Annotated in this window: 18 protein-coding genes; 10 read left to right on the top strand and 8 right to left on the bottom strand. The window is 59.8% G+C overall.

From position 1 onward, the window contains the following. Both P7F28_RS24535 and P7F28_RS24530 read right to left on the bottom strand, forming a co-directional pair. Positions 1-522: hypothetical protein (locus tag P7F28_RS24535; protein WP_277187360.1), on the bottom strand; the 522-nt coding region annotated here is incomplete at its 3' end. Further along, positions 519-1,472 (bottom strand): pentapeptide repeat-containing protein, encoded by a 954-nt coding sequence (locus tag P7F28_RS24530; protein ID WP_277187359.1) that lies wholly within the window; start codon positions 1,470-1,472, stop codon positions 519-521. The genes P7F28_RS24535 and P7F28_RS24530, both read right to left, overlap by 4 nt. A gap of 568 nt (positions 1,473-2,040) precedes the next feature. Between P7F28_RS24530 and P7F28_RS24525 the strand changes: the two genes are divergently transcribed. After that, positions 2,041-2,181: a hypothetical protein gene (locus tag P7F28_RS24525; protein ID WP_277187358.1), complete on the top strand. Its 141-nt coding sequence runs from the start codon at positions 2,041-2,043 to the stop codon at positions 2,179-2,181. A gap of 8 nt (positions 2,182-2,189) precedes the next feature. On the opposite strand, the gene P7F28_RS24520 is transcribed toward P7F28_RS24525, so the two are convergent. Next, positions 2,190-2,957, bottom strand: coding sequence for a hypothetical protein (locus P7F28_RS24520; protein WP_277187357.1), 768 nt, complete (start codon positions 2,955-2,957; stop codon positions 2,190-2,192). Between the two features lie 725 nt (positions 2,958-3,682). Here P7F28_RS24520 and P7F28_RS24515 point away from each other — a divergent pair. Both P7F28_RS24515 and P7F28_RS24510 read left to right on the top strand, forming a co-directional pair. Then, positions 3,683-4,357 (top strand): glycine zipper 2TM domain-containing protein, encoded by a 675-nt coding sequence (locus P7F28_RS24515; RefSeq protein WP_277187356.1) that lies wholly within the window; start codon positions 3,683-3,685, stop codon positions 4,355-4,357. Positions 4,358-4,495: 138 nt separating this feature from the next. After that, positions 4,496-4,996 carry a hypothetical protein gene (locus tag P7F28_RS24510; RefSeq protein ID WP_277187355.1) on the top strand — a complete coding sequence of 167 codons (501 nt, stop codon included), beginning with the start codon at positions 4,496-4,498 and terminating at the stop codon, positions 4,994-4,996. Positions 4,997-5,309: 313 nt separating this feature from the next. Here P7F28_RS24510 and P7F28_RS24505 read toward each other — a convergent pair whose 3' ends face one another. The 3 genes from P7F28_RS24505 to P7F28_RS24495 all read right to left on the bottom strand — a co-directional run bounded on the left by P7F28_RS24505 (position 5,310) and on the right by P7F28_RS24495 (position 7,229). Further along, positions 5,310-5,684: a hypothetical protein gene (locus P7F28_RS24505; RefSeq protein WP_277187354.1), complete on the bottom strand. Its 375-nt coding sequence runs from the start codon at positions 5,682-5,684 to the stop codon at positions 5,310-5,312. Positions 5,685-5,715: 31 nt separating this feature from the next. Next, positions 5,716-6,189, bottom strand: a complete 474-nt coding sequence (gene bamE / locus P7F28_RS24500; protein ID WP_277187368.1) for an outer membrane protein assembly factor BamE — start codon at positions 6,187-6,189, stop codon at positions 5,716-5,718. 113 nt (positions 6,190-6,302) lie between these two features. After that, positions 6,303-7,229, bottom strand: a complete 927-nt coding sequence (locus P7F28_RS24495) for a peptidoglycan DD-metalloendopeptidase family protein (RefSeq protein WP_277187353.1) — start codon at positions 7,227-7,229, stop codon at positions 6,303-6,305. A gap of 468 nt (positions 7,230-7,697) precedes the next feature. Here P7F28_RS24495 and P7F28_RS24490 point away from each other — a divergent pair, with 468 nt between their 5' ends. Then, complete coding sequence (locus P7F28_RS24490; RefSeq protein WP_277187367.1) at positions 7,698-7,949, top strand: GlsB/YeaQ/YmgE family stress response membrane protein; 252 nt, start codon at positions 7,698-7,700, stop codon at positions 7,947-7,949. Positions 7,950-8,003: 54 nt separating this feature from the next. On the opposite strand, the gene P7F28_RS24485 is transcribed toward P7F28_RS24490, so the two are convergent. After that, positions 8,004-8,663 carry a DedA family protein gene (locus P7F28_RS24485; protein WP_277187352.1) on the bottom strand — a complete coding sequence of 220 codons (660 nt, stop codon included), beginning with the start codon at positions 8,661-8,663 and terminating at the stop codon, positions 8,004-8,006. Between the two features lie 168 nt (positions 8,664-8,831). Here P7F28_RS24485 and mutL point away from each other — a divergent pair, with 168 nt between their 5' ends. The 3 genes from mutL (at position 8,832) to P7F28_RS24470 (ending at position 12,013) form a co-directional block, all read left to right on the top strand. Then, positions 8,832-10,730, top strand: a complete 1,899-nt coding sequence (gene mutL, locus P7F28_RS24480) for a DNA mismatch repair endonuclease MutL (RefSeq protein WP_277187351.1) — start codon at positions 8,832-8,834, stop codon at positions 10,728-10,730. Further along, positions 10,727-11,683: a tRNA (adenosine(37)-N6)-dimethylallyltransferase MiaA gene (gene miaA / locus P7F28_RS24475; protein ID WP_277187350.1), complete on the top strand. Its 957-nt coding sequence runs from the start codon at positions 10,727-10,729 to the stop codon at positions 11,681-11,683. The genes mutL and miaA overlap by 4 nt, the downstream gene beginning before the upstream one ends. Positions 11,684-11,761: 78 nt before the next feature. Then, entirely contained in the window at positions 11,762-12,013 is a 252-nt protein-coding gene (locus tag P7F28_RS24470; protein ID WP_277187366.1) for a nucleotidyltransferase domain-containing protein, read from the top strand. A gap of 161 nt (positions 12,014-12,174) precedes the next feature. Here P7F28_RS24470 and purM read toward each other — a convergent pair whose 3' ends face one another. After that, positions 12,175-13,230 carry a phosphoribosylformylglycinamidine cyclo-ligase gene (purM, locus tag P7F28_RS24465; RefSeq protein WP_277187349.1) on the bottom strand — a complete coding sequence of 352 codons (1,056 nt, stop codon included), beginning with the start codon at positions 13,228-13,230 and terminating at the stop codon, positions 12,175-12,177. A gap of 192 nt (positions 13,231-13,422) precedes the next feature. Between purM and hda the strand changes: the two genes are divergently transcribed. The 3 genes from hda to pcnB are packed head-to-tail and all read left to right on the top strand — an operon-like array spanning position 13,423 to position 16,461. Continuing rightward, a complete protein-coding gene (gene hda / locus P7F28_RS24460) occupies positions 13,423-14,205 on the top strand; it encodes a DnaA regulatory inactivator Hda (protein WP_277187348.1) in 783 nt (260 codons plus the stop codon). Positions 14,206-14,216: 11 nt separating this feature from the next. Then, positions 14,217-14,903 (top strand): HAD family phosphatase, encoded by a 687-nt coding sequence (locus P7F28_RS24455; RefSeq protein ID WP_277187347.1) that lies wholly within the window; start codon positions 14,217-14,219, stop codon positions 14,901-14,903. Then, positions 14,896-16,461 (top strand): polynucleotide adenylyltransferase PcnB, encoded by a 1,566-nt coding sequence (gene pcnB, locus P7F28_RS24450; RefSeq protein ID WP_277187346.1) that lies wholly within the window; start codon positions 14,896-14,898, stop codon positions 16,459-16,461. The genes P7F28_RS24455 and pcnB overlap by 8 nt, the downstream gene beginning before the upstream one ends. Positions 16,462-16,537: the final 76 nt, after the last annotated feature.

The raw sequence follows: 16,537 nt of genomic DNA, 5'->3' as shown, positions 1-16,537 counted from the left end.
GCCCCGTGTCGACAGAATCCTTGCCCGGGCGAACGTCTCGAAAATTTCGTTTGGAATCGGCACAGGATGTTTCAGAAGAAGTGGCGATCGACGCGAAAAAATTGGGACTCCGCCACCGAACGAATGGCAGGTTGCGAAGTTTCGCATGGCCAAAAACATGCAAGACAAGTGAAAAATGCAGCTATTTTCGTTTGCGCCCAAGGCGCGCGCCGACTCGTCGAATAATCGGGCGAATTTCTCGCAGTCGGCGCGACGGTCACGATACGGTTCAGGATCGCCGAGGCTGGCCACAAAGTCTATCCCGTCTGACGCGAACAGCAGTCGAGACTCGCGACGAATGTGCCAAGCGAACGGATTGCCGGCGCGCCACATCTCGGCAAGCCGGCCGTGGCTGTAAATTGAGAATTTTTGAAGGTCGAGGTCAACCCGCTCGCCAGACACGCACGCAAGCAGATCGACATCCGAGCCCCGATCGACTTCGCCTCGGCAAATGGAGCCGAACGCATAGTAATGAACGGTCATCGACGGCCGAGCCTCTTGATGAGAATGGCTGTCAGCAATGCCATCCCGACGAGCCGCGCGGCCGTGATAATGGACGCTGCAGTGGGTCCGAACGAGCCGGCCCCAGCCACGCCGAAGAAAATGGCTGGCGCGTGTTGCAGTCCCAGCAGATAAGCGTGCGCGTCCCATGGGTTAGCGCCGGTGGCGCCCTCCGACAGACCAATTATGACAAACGCCAGCAGAAAGCTTCTGAGCAATTTGCGAGTGCTCTCTCCGTTGCCCCAGACAAAATCCAAGATGCGAAAGCAGACCCAACGCCAAAGCTGCCGGGCAATCACCACGCCGCGGTATTTTTCGCGATAGTAGGTTTCGCCCGATGCCCATGATTTATAGAGATAAGACTCGGTAGCCTGCAACTCAAAGGAAATAGCCCTGTTCACCGCCTTTGCGTCGCCAATTTGCTGGTAATTCATCCGCAGGGTGCGGGCAAACCGCATTCGAAGATTGTCCTCAAGCGGCGCTTCTTTCGACAGAATGTCATCGTCGATCTGGCATCGCTCGAACGTCGCGTAAGCGAATTTGCATCCGGCAAATGACGTTTGATGGAAATTGCACCCCACGAAACGCGCGCCGGTGAAATCGCAAGAGTCAAAGAGACACTGATTGAAATAGCACCCGTCAAACACTGCGTGAACAAAGCTTACTTTGTTAAATGTCGTCCTCTTGGCCGCGTTGAGCCGCGTCAAGATTTTGTAAGAAAAGTCAGCGTTCTCCGCGTTCAGGTTTTTCGCAACGTAATAATCGACAATCTGCTCACGGTTCCCCTTTTTCAGGACTTCCGAGGCAATCATGCCTTCCGTGGACTGCACGGGTGGAGGCGGCGTCACCGGCGCGTTCACCGCGCTGGGCGTGGCTGCTCGAGCACCTTTGGCCGCGCTAGAGGACCTGGCCCATCGTTTGAAAAATTGCATTTGGCTTGCGAAGCGGGTCAGTTTTGGCTCAGAGCAGCATCTTATCTGACCCAAGTGGAAAAAGGCCCGGGATGGAGGCTGGCCATCACAGCTCCGGCAAGCTCAAAAACAGCGGTCGATTTCGCCGACTCGAACGCGTCCTTGGAGGCTAGGCGGCGAGCGGCGTCGGACGGCGAAGGCTGGTGCGTCTCGATCAAACCGGCTATCGGTAAAGGGATAGAGAAGTGCCGAACTCGCCGCCGACTCGGGTCCGAGGATGTTCTCTATCAATAGCGCGGTTGCCAAAGCCGAGCCTTTTTGGTGTTTTCCGTGCGTTACGCGAGCGATTCGAGTCGTGCAGCATGTATAGCCGAGCGATCCAACCGCAAAAAAACCGCCGGACGGCTATTTGAAATTTGCGATCTCAATGGTAACCAATGTGGGGCAGCAATTTTTTGACTAGGCCGTTGACGGACCCCAACGGGACGCGATTAATTATCGGGTCTGTGCTTTTTTGGCTCGCCTCCTGCCTGCGGCTGCTTTAGAACCAAGGCACGCCCCACCCGTGAAAATCTCGGAGCCAGCGAAAATGGACAATCTTTCTTCAAGACCGCAGAAAAACGTAAGGCTGGTATGGAAATTCGGCTTGACCGATATTCAAGTTGGATTTATAAATCTGGTAGTCGGCATCGTGCTGCTGGCCATAGGCATATTCTTCTTCCACGTTTAATCGGCAAATCACTTGATGGTAGAATCGCTTTTGCGCGCGCCGGTTTCAGGCGGTTTTTGTGTAGGGCTTGCCTGTGGATTAGCAGGCGGCGCGGGCGCGACGTCGGATTTCTCGGATTGAAATGGCTTTTCCGCCTTAGCGATGGGCGTCGGCTTGCTAGGCTGGTGCCCCGGAGCATCTTCATCAACAAGTGTTGGCGCCTTAACACCTTCAGTCGGACTTGCCGGCAATCCCGCGGGTTGTAGGGTATTGATCAGCCAACTCCAAATGAAAGCGGCGACCCAAAGCGCCGCACCCACCCATACTCCGCCCCTTATGTTAGCCGCCAAAATTGAGGTTTTAAAAAAAATATTCGATAGGCATGCGTGAATTGCCACGGAGATGGAAACTGAACCAAGCGCTATAAACTGAACAATTGCTTCTTCGTATATTCTATGCTTGAATTCTTCATCTTCAATTAGAGGTTCGTGGAGGAAACGCCAATTGGGGAGGCTCGGCCGAATCTTCTTTGCAATAACCGTGGCTACGCTAAAAATGACAAAAATTACTGCGGCAGCGACTGGGAAAGCGAGAAGAAAGCGGGACTCATAAAGCGAAGACACGCTTGCTATTTTGGGTAATTCTAACCCTCCGCTTGTGGCGGCGTCTAAAACACCACCACCCAAAAATATAATCAAGCACACAAAAAACCAGCAAAAGAGACTTGGTATTGCGCGGACAATGGCAAAATCCAAAACGCTTTTCAGAAACCTCCAAAATTTTTTCTGCTCGCTCATTCTCTGTTCCTTTTCCGCATCGCCTGTGCGACGAACACTCACTCGTTGTAACGTTAATGCTAACAGCGAAACGTGCCACTTCATGTGAAATAGCGCGGCTGGTGGTGTTGCGGCGCCGGTGATTTGGTGTGCCTAAACAGCAGGCACGGACAGATTTTTCGTGCGCTCAACTGTCGGTTCGCCATCGAGACTTCGGTCGTGTCGCTGATCAATACATCATTCGCCACTGCTGCATAGCCCACTCGGGGGCTTGCCGGCGGCAAACAGATCGCTCGAAAATCGCGCTAGAATTAAGAGGTCCAAACCAGTGGACCACCAGTTTTTAGGGCTTTGACCCCTCAGAACCAAGCGGGGCGGGCGTCTCCGGGATTTGTCCTTGTCTCCCTGATTCGCCACCAGTTTGAAGAAAAAGCCGCTGTTCCGAAAGGTTCAGCGGCTTTTTTGCGTTTGCAGTATCGAATCGTCATTCAGGAATAAACCGCCAGAGAAGAACCTGGAGCTTCTCTGTGACTATACGAAGTTCCACATCGGTACCTATAGCACGCTCGCCACGCTCTATATCGGCATAGCAAATACCACGTTCACTGGCTTCACTCAGGCGCTGAATCGCTTCATCGAATAAACGCTGCCGGTTCGCACGTTTACTTACAAATGTCACAGCCGCGCGGTCCACCGCGCGGCGTACGCGGCGTTATAGCAGGCAGGCATCCACAGGAGTCGCTGCCATGAGCGCCGTACCCGAATATCAAACGAAGTCGTCGCGTATCCATCCGCTCGTCGCGGGCGCAGCAGTCGCTGTCATTCTCGCGTGCGGCACCGGCATCGCGGCCATGACCGGGCTGTTGCCATCGTCGAAGGCAACGGCGGCGGCGGTCACTGCATCGCCACTCGTCGATACACAAGCCGCCAAGGCCGCGCCCGTTGTACAGAACACCGAAAAAGAAGCGCCGCTGCCGCGCGCCGTGCGTGGGCATCATGTGAGCACGAACGCGGTGCATCGGACGGCTCCCGCCGAAACACAGTCCGCGCCCGCCACCAACTATGCGCAAAACACCGCGCCCGCTTACGATCCGTACGCCGGACAAGTGACCGCCGTCAACGCGATCCAGACCGCGCAGCCGACCACCGGCATCGGCGCGATCGGTGGCGCGCTGGCGGGCGGTTTGGCTGGCACGCAAATCGGCAATGGCCGTGGCAAGACGGCGGCGACGATCATCGGTGCAATCGGCGGCGGACTGGCGGGCAATCAGATCGAACATGTGGTGCACAAGGCAACGACGTATCAGGTGCAAGTGCGCATGAACGACGGCAGCTATCGCACGTTCAATTACGATGCCGCGCCGGGCGTGGCGGTCGGTCAATCGGTGCGCGTGTCGGGTGAATCGCTCGTTCCGGCGTAAATTGCGGCTTGAAATGGTTTAAGTCAGCGCTAATTAACGGGTGCGATGATGCCTTCCAAGCTCATCGCAACCCGCGTCACGAAGCGCTGATGCATCAAATTGCCTTAGAAGACGCACACACTTCCCGGGAGACTTTCCGTGAAAAAGAAATCGACGAACATGAAATCCGGCCGTCCCGCAATGTCGCCGTTGCTGCGGGCGCTCACCTACAGCCGCACCGCGCGCGAACCGATGATCAACACCATGCTTTTGCAGTGCTATAGCGCACTCGACGCCTTCCGCCGCGGACACGGCTCGCAGGCGCTGTTCATGACGCTGTGCCGTCATCTGTTGGTGGCCGAAGAGCTCTGCCAGCTCGGCCATGCACCCGAATTCGATGCCGACATCACGCTCGCACACGAAGCGCTCGTCAGTCTCGATGCGCGCCACGCCAGCACCGGCGTCTGGGCGCTCGACGACGCCGAATACGCCCGCCTCTGCTTCGCGCTCGATATCTTCGCCGCGCAACTCGACGATGCGACGCTCGAACATATCGCGCAGGCGGAAGCGAGCATGGTGACGCAATCGCTGGTGGCGGCGAATATGCGAAACGCATCGGAAAACGTGGAAAAAGCCGAGTTGGTTTCGTCGGAAAATTGAGCACGGTTCGACTGTTGTTTCCGCGTCACCCGTGCGCCGAATGTCGGCAAACGAACGCTCTGAGGAAAGGCTGATCGTGATAATCTGTGCTCGCGCGTCGGGGAATCAGGCAGTACGCGCGGCAACCGAAAAAGCGAGCGGCATTCGACCGAATCGTGGGTAAAAGTGAGGCGACCCAGTAACACGGCGCACGTTTTTGCCAACGGCCTGGCGAACAGCAGGTGATGCACACCATCGCTCCGACAAAAAACTCAAAAGCCGGCTAATCGAAAGATTGCCGGCTTTTTCTTTTTGCCACTTTTTCAGCCACTTTTCAGCGATACCCCGAATACAGCGTCCGCGCACAGACCGCGCACCATTGCCGCTCGGCGTCTTCCGCCCGCGCGCTCCAGCGATGCCCATGCGCGCACTCCCAGCTCAGCGATGCGCCCGCGTTGCCGAATGCCTGCGGTTCAAAAAAGCCGCCGCGCACCCGCGCGATATCGTGCAAACGCCTGGTTTCAATCTCGCGCCGCTGCGATGCGCAGTTCATGCAGCGCACGTTCTGCGCATGGTCGAGCGTGTCGTCCCATCCGTGACCGCGCCCGCAATCCCATCTGACGATGCTCTCTTGCTCGCTATGCTGCGCGGCGCGTTCGCGGAAACGCCACGCTTCGTCCATCAATGCTTTTCTTTTGTCGTTATTCATCTTGCTCCTCCAACTGCCCCCGCCCAACCCTTCAATGACGCCCGCCGCCCTCCGCTTCCGAGCGTGATGTCGTGACCACCGTGCCGTCCGGACCGAAATGCGCATTGAACATGGCGTCGCGATTCACGCCGTCTTCGAGCCAGTGCCAGCTCCACACGCGCTCTTTCTTGAGCGGATATTCGGCGAGCGTGGTCGGCTTGCCGAGCAGGCGGCGAACTTCGTCCATCGTCATGCCCACCCGCACCTTAGCGATATTTTCAGCGGTCAGCACTTGCGTCACGTTGACGAAGTGGCCGTCCGAATCGATATCGACGAAATAGGTGGTGGTGCCGGCCGGCCCGCGCGGATATTCCAGCCGCTTAGAGCCGTCGGTAAAGGTGCGCGTGGTTTCCGGCTCGCCCATTTGATCGCGAATCTGCGCTTCGGTGGTGATGCCCGGCTTCAGATCCTTGAGCAGCAGATTGTCCGGTTTCACGGAATTGAAAAACGACTTGAGCTTGCCCATTGCTTCCTCGCTTTGCTGCTGGTCGCAGCCGGCAAGCAACGACGCCGCAACGAAAGCAGCAAACACGGCGATAACGATCTTTCTCACTTCAACCTCCTGCGTTCCGTTGCGCGTCAGCCGCCCGCGCCGAGCAGCGGCACCGGATCGACGGCGGCGCCGGACTTTCTGACTTCGAAATGCAGCGACGGCGAGCCGCTCGGCCCCGTGCCCATATCGGCGATGGTCGCGCCTTGTTTGACCATGTCGCCTTCCTTCACGAGCAGCTTTTCGTTGTACGCGTAGGCGGTCAGATAATCGTTGCTGTGCTTGACGATGATCATGCGCCCGTAGGATCGCAAGCCGCTTCCCGCATACACCACCTTGCCGGATGCCGCCGCCTTTACCGGCTCGCCCACCTTCCCGGCGATATCGATACCCTTGTTGCCGCTCGCGCCGAACTTGCGCACCACTTCACCGTGCGCGGGCCAGTTGAACGTGCCTTTCGATGCGGCCGGGGTTTTGTCTTCGCTTGCCGTGGTAGCTGCGGGCTTTTCCTTGACCGCTTCCTTCTGTGTCGCCGATGCAGCCGTCGAAGGCTTATCGTTCGTCGGCAAAAGGGGCGGCAACGCGGATTTGGACGAAGTCGAAGGCGCGCTCGCCACGGCAGCCGATCCCGGCGGCGCGACGCGCAGAACCTGTCCGACATTCACCTGCTTGCTTTCCGGCAGCGTTGGATTCCATTTCGCCAGATCGGCGGGCTTCTGCTTGTACTGACGCGCGATGCCATAGAGCGTATCGCCCGGCTTCACGCGATAGAGCCCCGGCTCGACCGGCGCGGGCGCAAGCGGCACGACCGGCGCGGGCGTGACGATCGGCGATGAAGACGCCGTACTCTGCACGACCGGCGGCGCGCTCAACGCCGAACTTTCGACGATCGGCGCAGGCGTGCGATCCGACGCGCATCCCGCCAATATGACCGCCGCACCTGCTGCTGCCGCCGCTGCGAGCGCCTTGCTCGCGAAGGCCACGCGCGATTGCGGGCCGAAAACATCTGTGCGCATCAACACCAACCTTCCCCTGCTATCCGTTTTTGATCTTTAACTCGCGCGCAATTAAGGCACCTCAGCCGCCCGAGCAAATGCTGAATGGGACGCCGTTTATCGACGTGCCGCCGCATTGCAGTATGCCGTAACACGACGCCGTCACCGCCGCGATTACAGCAACCCACGCGCTCACCAGCCGTGAGCATAAAACATTACACAATCGGCTAACCACGCGTGGCATGTGACATAAACGGCACACTGCGTCGTTCCGCTGACAGCGCTTTGGCATTCTAAATTTTTGACGGATACACGCGCGATGCGTTCCGCTGCGATTGCATCGTCAAACTTCGCGCAACAGCGACAAACCTTGACAAATCAATGGGCCATCCGTCAGGTGCATCGGCTAAATTGAGCGCCGCCAGAAGGCGGGAGCGTCTCGCGTTCCCTCGGTGGTTCAACTTATTCGAGGTTTATCGTATGCAAATCTTGCAACACGGCATCATTCTCAGCCTGATCATTGGCGGCGTCGCGGGCTGGCTCGCCGGTCTCATCATGAACGGCGCGGGCTTCGGCGTGCTGGTCGATATTCTCGTCGGTATCGTCGGCGGGTTTTTGGGCGGCTGGCTGTTCGGTTTGATCGGCGTGTCGTTCGGCGGCGGCATTTTCGGCTCGCTGCTGACGGCGGTAATCGGCGCGGTCGTGCTGATCTTCATCATCCGACTGATTCGCCGCGGCTAAGCTTCACTAAGCCCGCAGCAAGAAGCGAGGCCGTCTCACGACGGCCTCGCTTTTTTACGCCTTCGAACCGCGACGGCTCATTTTCCACAATGCGCCCAGCGCAACCGGCACCACCGCCGCGCCGATCCCCACCAGCACGATCACATTCAGATACTGCTTGATGAACGGAATGTTGCCGAAGAAATAACCGAGCAACACGAGCAGCAGCACCCAGATCAGCGCGCCGAGAATATTGAACAACTGAAACCGCCCGTGATTCATCTCGGATGCGCCCGCGACGAACGGCGCGAACGTGCGCACCACCGGCACGAATCGCGCGATCACGATTGTCTTGCCGCCATGACGCTCATAAAAGTTATGCGTCTTTTGCAGCGCGGCGCGATCGAGAAAGCGTTCGAGTACGGGAATATTGGTGTCGAATACCTTCGGACCGATTTTCCGGCCGATCCAATAATTGACCGTATTGCCGAGCACGGCCGCGACCAGCAACAGCACGATCAGCGCGGTGAGATCCATCTCATGGCTCGCCGCAAACGCGCCGCCAATAAACAACAGCGAATCGCCGGGCAGGAACGGGAACACGACCAGCCCCGTTTCGCAGAAAACGATCAGAAACAGCACGGCATACACCCACGCGCCGTAGTTCTGAATAAAGACGCCGAGCGACTTGTCGATGTGAAGGATGAGTCCAACGAATTGCAGCAGCGTGTCCAAAAGCTTTCCTCGAAAAATTAGGCCGGGCTTTCAGCAAAAGAAATGACCTGCGGCGGATAAAAAGAGTCGCGCCATGATACCGAACCGACGCGTCGCAGCGGTTAAAAAGCGCTTTTTCAAAGGCAAGAACGCGGGAGAGCGGTCAGGCGTGAATCGCTATAATTCGTCATGGCCGATCTCAACGAACCCTCCGCCGGCGATTTGACCGCCGTGCTCGCGCGCCGTTCGCGCGCCATCGCTCCGCTGCCCGATCAGCTCATCAGCCAGATTGCGGCGGGCGAAGTGGTGGAACGGCCGGCATCGGTAGTCAAGGAACTGCTGGAAAACGCACTCGATGCAGGTGCAAAAACGCTTCGCATCACACTCGACGAAGGCGGTGTGAAGCGCATCGTGATTGCGGATGATGGCTGCGGCATTCCGCCCAACGAGTTGCCATTCGCACTGATGCGCCACGCGACCAGCAAAATCCGCTCACTCGCCGATCTCGAAGCCGTCGCCACGCTCGGATTTCGCGGCGAGGCGATTGCTTCGATCGCATCGGTGGCCGAAATGTTCATCACGAGCCGCACGGAAAGCTGCGCGCACGCCACACGTATCGATGCGCAAACGGGCGCGATTTCGCCCGCCGCCGGCACCGTCGGCACAACGATGGAAGTGCGCGAGCTGTACTTCAACACGCCCGCACGCCGCAAATTTCTCAAGAGCGAGCAGACCGAACTCGGCCATTGCCTCGACGTGATTCGCCGCACGGCGCTCGCGCGCCCCGATGTCGCGATTTCGGTGATGCATAACGGCCGTGCCATCGAACACTGGAACGCCAGCGATCCGCAAACGCGCGTCGCCAAGATTCTCGGCGAGGTGTTCGAGACCGCGCATCTGCCGCTCGATGAGCGCGCGGGTCCGCTTGCGGTGTATGGCTGCGCCGGTTTGCCGACCGCCAGCCGCGGCCGCGCCGATCAGCAGTATTTCTTTGTGAATGGCCGATTCGTGCGCGACAAGTTGCTCACGCATGCGGTGCGCGCGGCGTATGAGGATGTGCTGCACGGCAATCGCTATCCGGCGTATGTGCTGTTTCTGGATCTGCCGCCGGAGTCGGTGGATGTGAACGTGCATCCGTCGAAGATCGAAGTGCGTTTTCGCGATTCGCGCTCGATCCACCAATACGTGTTTCATGCCGTGCAGCGGGCGTTGGCGCGGCAGGCGGGGGCATCGCCGGAAACGACTTCGGGCGGACATTCGGCGCAAATCATGCCGACCGGCGAGTCTTCGTTCAGCGCGAAGCCTTTTACGAGCGCGACGGAATCGCTCAATCTGAAGAGCGAGAACGGCACGAACTGGATGCGTCAGTCGCGCATGACGCAGGGCACCTTGCCCGTCGCGCAACCGCTCGCCCTTTACGATGCGATGTTCGGGCGCAAGGAAACGCCGGCTGTCGTGAATGAACCGGCGCTCGCCAAACAGCACCCGTCCACCTACACCGACGAACAACCGCTCGGTTTCGCGGTCGGGCAGATTCACGGCATCTACGTGCTGGCGCAGAACGCGCGCGGCCTCGTGATCGTCGATATGCACGCCGCGCACGAGCGCATTCTCTACGAGCAATTCAAGCTCGCGCTGGCCGATCGGACGATCGCGGTGCAACCGCTGCTGATTCCCGTGTCGATGAACGCCGAGCCGGTGGAAATCGGCATCGTCGAGGAGGAACGCGAGACGCTCGATGCGCTCGGCTTCGACCTCGCGGTGTTATCGCCGACATCGATTGCGATTCGCGCGGTGCCTGCGCTTCTGAAGGACGCGGATTTGCAATCGCTCGCGCGCGCCGTGCTCGCCGATCTGCACGCGTACGGCGGGTCGCGCGTGCTCACCGAACGTCAGCACGAACTGCTCGGCACGCTCGCGTGCCACAACGCGGTGCGCGCCAATCGCCGTCTTACGCTCGATGAAATGAACGCGCTGCTGCGCCAGATGGAAGCGACCGAACGCGCCGACCAGTGCAATCACGGCCGTCCGACGTGGTATCAGCTCACGCTCGCCGATCTCGACCGCCTTTTCATGCGCGGACAATGAGCACGCTCCTTCCGATTGCGTGTTTGCTCGGGCCGACCGCGTCGGGCAAAACGGCGGCGGCGCTGGCGTTCGCGCAGCGGCATCCGGTCGAGATCATCAGTGTGGATTCGGCGCTGGTGTATCGCGAGATGGATATCGGCACGGCCAAGCCGAGCGCGGAGGAACGCGCGGTCGCGCCGCATCATCTGATCGATATCATCGATCCGGCTTCGTCTTATTCCGCCGCGCAATTTCGCGCGGACACGATGCGGCTGGTCGGCGAAATCATCGCGCGCGGGCGCGTGCCACTGCTGGTCGGCGGCACGATGCTGTACTACAAGGCGCTGACGCAAGGCCTCAACGATCTCCCTTCCGCTGATGCTTCCGTGCGTGCATCGCTGGACGAAGAAGCCGCGCGCAATGGCTGGCCTGCTTTGCACGCGCGGCTCGCATCGGTCGATCCGGTGACGGCTGCGCGGCTCGCACCGAACGATTCGCAGCGCATTCAGCGGGCGCTCGAAGTGTTCATGCTGTCGGGTCAAGCGATGTCGGCGTTGCTGGCCGCGCCGCGTATGACGAGCGAAGACGAGCCGTATCGATTCGTGCCGATTGCGCTGGAGCCTTCGAACCGCGCCGTGCTGCATGCACGTATCGAAGCGCGCTTCGATACGATGCTGGCGCACGGTTTCATCGACGAAGTGAAGCGTCTGCGCGCACGCGGCGACCTCGATCTGTCGATGCCTTCGATGCGGTGCGTGGGGTATCGGCAAGCGTGGGAGTATCTCGACGGCGCGTACGGCTACGACGAAATGCGCGATAAAGGCGTGTTCGCAACGCGGCAGTTGTGCAAGCGGCAGCTAACTTGGCTCAGAGCGATGCCGGAGCGCGTGGTGATTGATTGTTGTGATTCGGATGCGACGGAGCGGGCGGTGGCGGCGATGGAACGCGTTACGTCCGAAAATGCCGCGTTATGATTGAGAAATCACGCTCAAGCTCATCTCCGACACGACATGACCTAACCTTCGAACGCACTTCGAGCGCATCGCGACGACATACGCCGGATTGTTGCGGCCAATCACGCCGCTAACGCTCGCGTCTTCGGCTCGACGCTGCATGGCGATGACGACGACGGCAGCGATCTGGATATTCTCGTTGATGCCCTGCCCGGCGCGACGTTATTTGATCTGGGCGCGATACAGGTAGAACTTGAGGAACTGCTCGGCGTTCCTGTGGATGTGGTCACGCCGCGCGATTTATCGCCCAAGTTCAGGGTTGAGGTATTGAACGAGGCACGTGCAGTATGAATGCCAAGCAGCATCAGTTGAGGCTCGCAAATTACGTCGATCATATGCTCGACGCGTCGAGGACGGCGCGTGGCTATGTCGAGCGAATTGCCCGCTCGCTCCGCTGAAAAACAAAAAGCTCTCGCATTCCGCGAGGGCTTTTGCTCAACCAACCCGAAAAATCAAACCACCACCGTCTGCGCTTCCCCTTCCTTACTCTCGCGCACGACGCCGATCGTCCAGACCTGCTCGCCGCCAGCGGAAAGCAAACTAGTCGCGGAAGCAACGTCCTCAGCCGCGACGATCACCGCCATCCCGATCCCGCAATTGAATACGCGATGCATCTCCGCATCCGCGACACCGCCGTGCTTTTGCAGCCACGCGAACAGCGGCGGCAGCGGCCACGCGCGATGATCCAGCTCCGCCGTCAGCCCTTGGCGCAGCACGCGCGGAATGTTCTCCACCAGCCCGCCGCCCGTGATATGCGCCATGCCCTTCACCGTCACACTCTGCATCGCGGACAGCAACGACTTCACGTAAATTCGCGTCGGCGCCATCAGCGCGTCGGCCAGTGAACGGCCGTCAAAGTCAGCATTCAAATCCGGATTCGCACGCTCGATAATCTTGCGCACCAGCGAAAAACCGTTCGAATGAATCCCGCTCGATGCCAGCCCGAGCACCACATCGCCCGGCTTGATGGTCGAGCCATCGATGATCTTGCTTTTTTCCACCGCGCCGACCGCGAAACCGGCGAGGTCGTATTCGCCGGCCGGATACATGCCCGGCATTTCCGCCGTCTCACCGCCGATCAGCGCGCAACCTGACAACTCGCAACCCTGCGCGATGCCTTTCACCACGTCCGCCGCCGTATCCACGTCCAGCTTGCCGCATGCGAAATAATCGAGGAAAAACAGCGGTTCCGCGCCCTGAACCAGAATGTCGTTCACGCTCATCGCGACCAGATCCTGGCCGACGGTATCGTGACGGTTCAGGTCGAACGCCAGGCGCAGCTTAGTGCCCACGCCGTCCGTGCCCGACACCAGCACCGGTTCCTTGTACTTCTTCGGCACTTCGAACAGCGCGCCGAATCCGCCGATGCCGCCCAGCACGCCGTCGCGCATCGTCTTTTTGGCAAAGGGCTTGATGCGGTCGACGAGCGCGTCACCCGCGTCGATGTCGACGCCCGCGTCGCGGTACGACAAACCTTGGGCGTCAGAGGCGGATTTCGGTTGATTCATGGAGGCGAGTGCAAGAAGGTCGGTAAAATGCGATTTTACCCGATGAGAGCCGGCCGGCTGGTTTCGCGAACGCTTCCCCGCACCTTTTCGAGATCGGCGACGATCCGTCAGGCGCGCAGGCATCAAGCGCCGGCTCATTTTCAAGAAACGCCCGAACAACGCTCCAAGCCGCTTCGACGAACCCGATCTCCCGTGCAACGCCAACTGACGCTCGATCTCGGCACGCCGCCGCCTGCCACCTTCGACAATTTTTTCGCCGCGAGCAATCACGAACTCGTGACGCGTCTGCGCGAACTCGAATCCGCGCTCGCGGAAGGCCCCGTCGCGGATCGCACGTTCTATCTGTGGGGCGAGCCCGGCAGCGGGCGCAGTCATCTGCTGCACGCGCTGGTCCATGAAGCGCAAGGCCACGCGCGTTTCCTGAGCCCGCAGAGCGCGCTGAACGCATTCAATTTCGATCCGCAGGTCACGCTCTACGCCGTCGATGACTGCGATCGCTTGTCTGCCGCGCAGCAGATCGCGCTGTTCAATCTGTTCAACGAAGTGCGGGCGCATCCGCCGAGCGCGCTGGTTGCGGCCGGCAACGCCGCGCCCATGACGCTCGACGTGCGCGAAGACCTGCGCACGCGGCTCGGCTGGGGTCTCGTGTTCCAGCTCCAGCCGCTGTCCGACGATGCCAAAGCCGCCGTGCTGAAACACGCGGCGCGCGAACGCGGCCTCGTACTCGCCGACGACGTGCCCGCGTATCTGCTGACGCGTTTTCATCGCGATATGCGTAGTCTGATGGCGCTGCTCGACGATCTCGACCGCTTTTCGCTGGAAAAAAAGCGCGCGGTGACCAAGCAACTGATCCGCACGATGGTCGTCACGCGCAATCTGCCCTACTCGACCGAATCGCTGTCCGACGACTTCACCGACCTGCTCGGCGATCCGCTCTCAGCCGCGCCAGACAACGCTCCGACCCGCTTCAAGTAAAATGCGCTCCCATGAACCTCGCCCTCTTTGATCTCGATCACACGCTCATTCCCACCGACAGCGACCACGAATGGGGCCGCTTCATGGTGAAGCTCGGCATTGTCGATGCGGATAAATTCGCGCGTCAGAACGATGCCTTCTATGCCGACTACAAGGCGGGCGTGCTCGATATCAACGCCTATCTGCACGCCATGCTCACGCCGCTCGCCAAATATTCGCGCGAGCAATTGACTGACTGGCACGCGCAGTACATGCGCGAAGTCATCAATCCGCGCATCGTGCCGGCGGCCGTGACGCTGGTGCGCGAGCATCAGGACAACGGCGGTCTGTGTTGTATGGTCACCGCGACCAACTCGTTCATCACCGCGCCGATCGCGGAAGCGTTCGGTATCGAAACCTTGATCGCGTGCGAGGTCGAGACGGTCGATAATCATCCGCAAGGCGCGCTGACGGGCCGGCCCACGGGCACGCCGAGTTATCGCGCAGGCAAGATCGTGCGCGTCGAGCAATGGCTCGCCACGCTCGGCAAGACAATCGACGATTACAAGCACAGCTATTTTTACAGCGACTCGCACAACGACATTCCGTTGCTCGAACGCGTAACCGATCCCGTCGCGACCAATCCCGACGACACCCTGCGCGCGCACGCGGCAGCCCGAGGCTGGCGCATCCTGAACCTGTTTGACACACGTGATTAAAAAACTCATCCGCAAGCTGTTCGGGCAAGAAAGCGCCGCTCTCCCGGAAGGTAACGACGTTCCTGCTACCGAAGCCGAAGCCAAAGCCGCGAAACCGGCGCGCAAAACCACGCGCAAGAAAGCGCCCGCAGCCTCCGCTGTGCCCAAGCGCGATCCCAATGTGCCGGTGATTCTGTCTTCGGACATTCACGGCATCGATCCGTCGTTGATCTCGAAGAACGCCGTGCGCGTGACCGAAGGGTTGCAGCAGGCGGGACATCGCGCGTTTATCGTCGGCGGTGCGGTGCGCGATCTGCTGCTCGGTATCGCGCCGAAAGATTTCGATGTCGCCACCGACGCCACGCCCGATCAGGTGCAGAAGCTGTTCCGGCGCGCGCGCATTATCGGGCGGCGGTTTCAGATCGTGCATGTGCAGTTCGGGCAGGAGATCATCGAGACATCGACCTTTCGCGCGTTGATGGACGTGCCGCCGGAACCGGCCGCCGAGCCGCCGCGCCGTCTTAAACGCGGCGAACTCGACAGCCGTACGCATGCCGTCGATGCCAGCGGCCGCGTGCTGCGCGACAACGTCTGGGGCGAGCAGCACGAAGACGCCACGCGCCGCGACTTCACCATCAACGCGATGTACTACGATCCGGCCACGCAAACCGTGCTGGACTATCACGACGGCATGGCCGATGTCCGCGCGCGCCTGCTGCGCATGATCGGCGATCCGGCCACGCGTTATCGCGAAGATCCGGTGCGCATGTTGCGCGTGGTGCGCTTCGCGGCGAAGCTCGGCTTCGAGATCGATGAAGCCACGCGCGCGCCGATCAAGGAACTCGCCGACTCGCTGAACAATGTGCCCGCCGCGCGTCTGTTCGATGAGATGCTCAAGCTGCTGTTATCCGGTCACGCGCTGGCGTGCCTTACGCGTTTGCGTCAGGAAGGCCTGCATCACGGCGTGTTGCCTTTGCTCGATGTCGTGCTCGAACAGCCGCACGGCGAGAAATTTGTGACGCTTGCGTTGACCAGCACCGATGAACGCGTGCGCGCGGGCAAGGGTGTATCGCCGGGATTCCTGTTCGCGACGCTCTTGTGGCACGACGTGCAGACGCGCTGGCAACAGTTCACCGCAAACGGCGAATTCCCCGTCCCCGCACTGCATCGCGCAATGGACGACGTGCTCGATATGCAGACCGAAAAACTCGCGATCCACAAGCGGTTTTCATCGGATATGCGCGAGATCTGGGGGCTTCAGCATCGGCTGGAAAAGCGCGGTCGAAGCGCGATGAAGTTGCTGGAACACCAAAGATTCAGAGCGGGGTATGATTTCCTGCTACTGCGTTGCGAATCGGGCGAGCTGGATGCGTCCATCGGTCAATGGTGGACGGACTTCATCAGTGGCGATGGCGCGGAACGCGAGTCGTTGTTATCGCAAGGCGGCAAGGACCGCGCACCGAAGAAGCGTCGCCGTCGCAGCAATGCAAAGCGCAAATCGGGCGATGCCAACACGCAAGCCACCGAACGCGAAGAAAGCGACGCGCATGACGGGCACGAAGGCGCGGACAACGAATAAAGCCGGTTTTGGTTACAGTAGCGGATAGTGTTCGAGCTATCCGTTTTCGCTGCAACCCAAGCACAGGACTTTTGCC

Source organism: Caballeronia sp. BR00000012568055, assembly GCF_029439455.1.
Taxonomy (GTDB): Bacteria; Pseudomonadota; Gammaproteobacteria; order Burkholderiales; family Burkholderiaceae; genus Caballeronia.
This window is presented reverse-complemented; position numbering and strand designations above follow the sequence as displayed.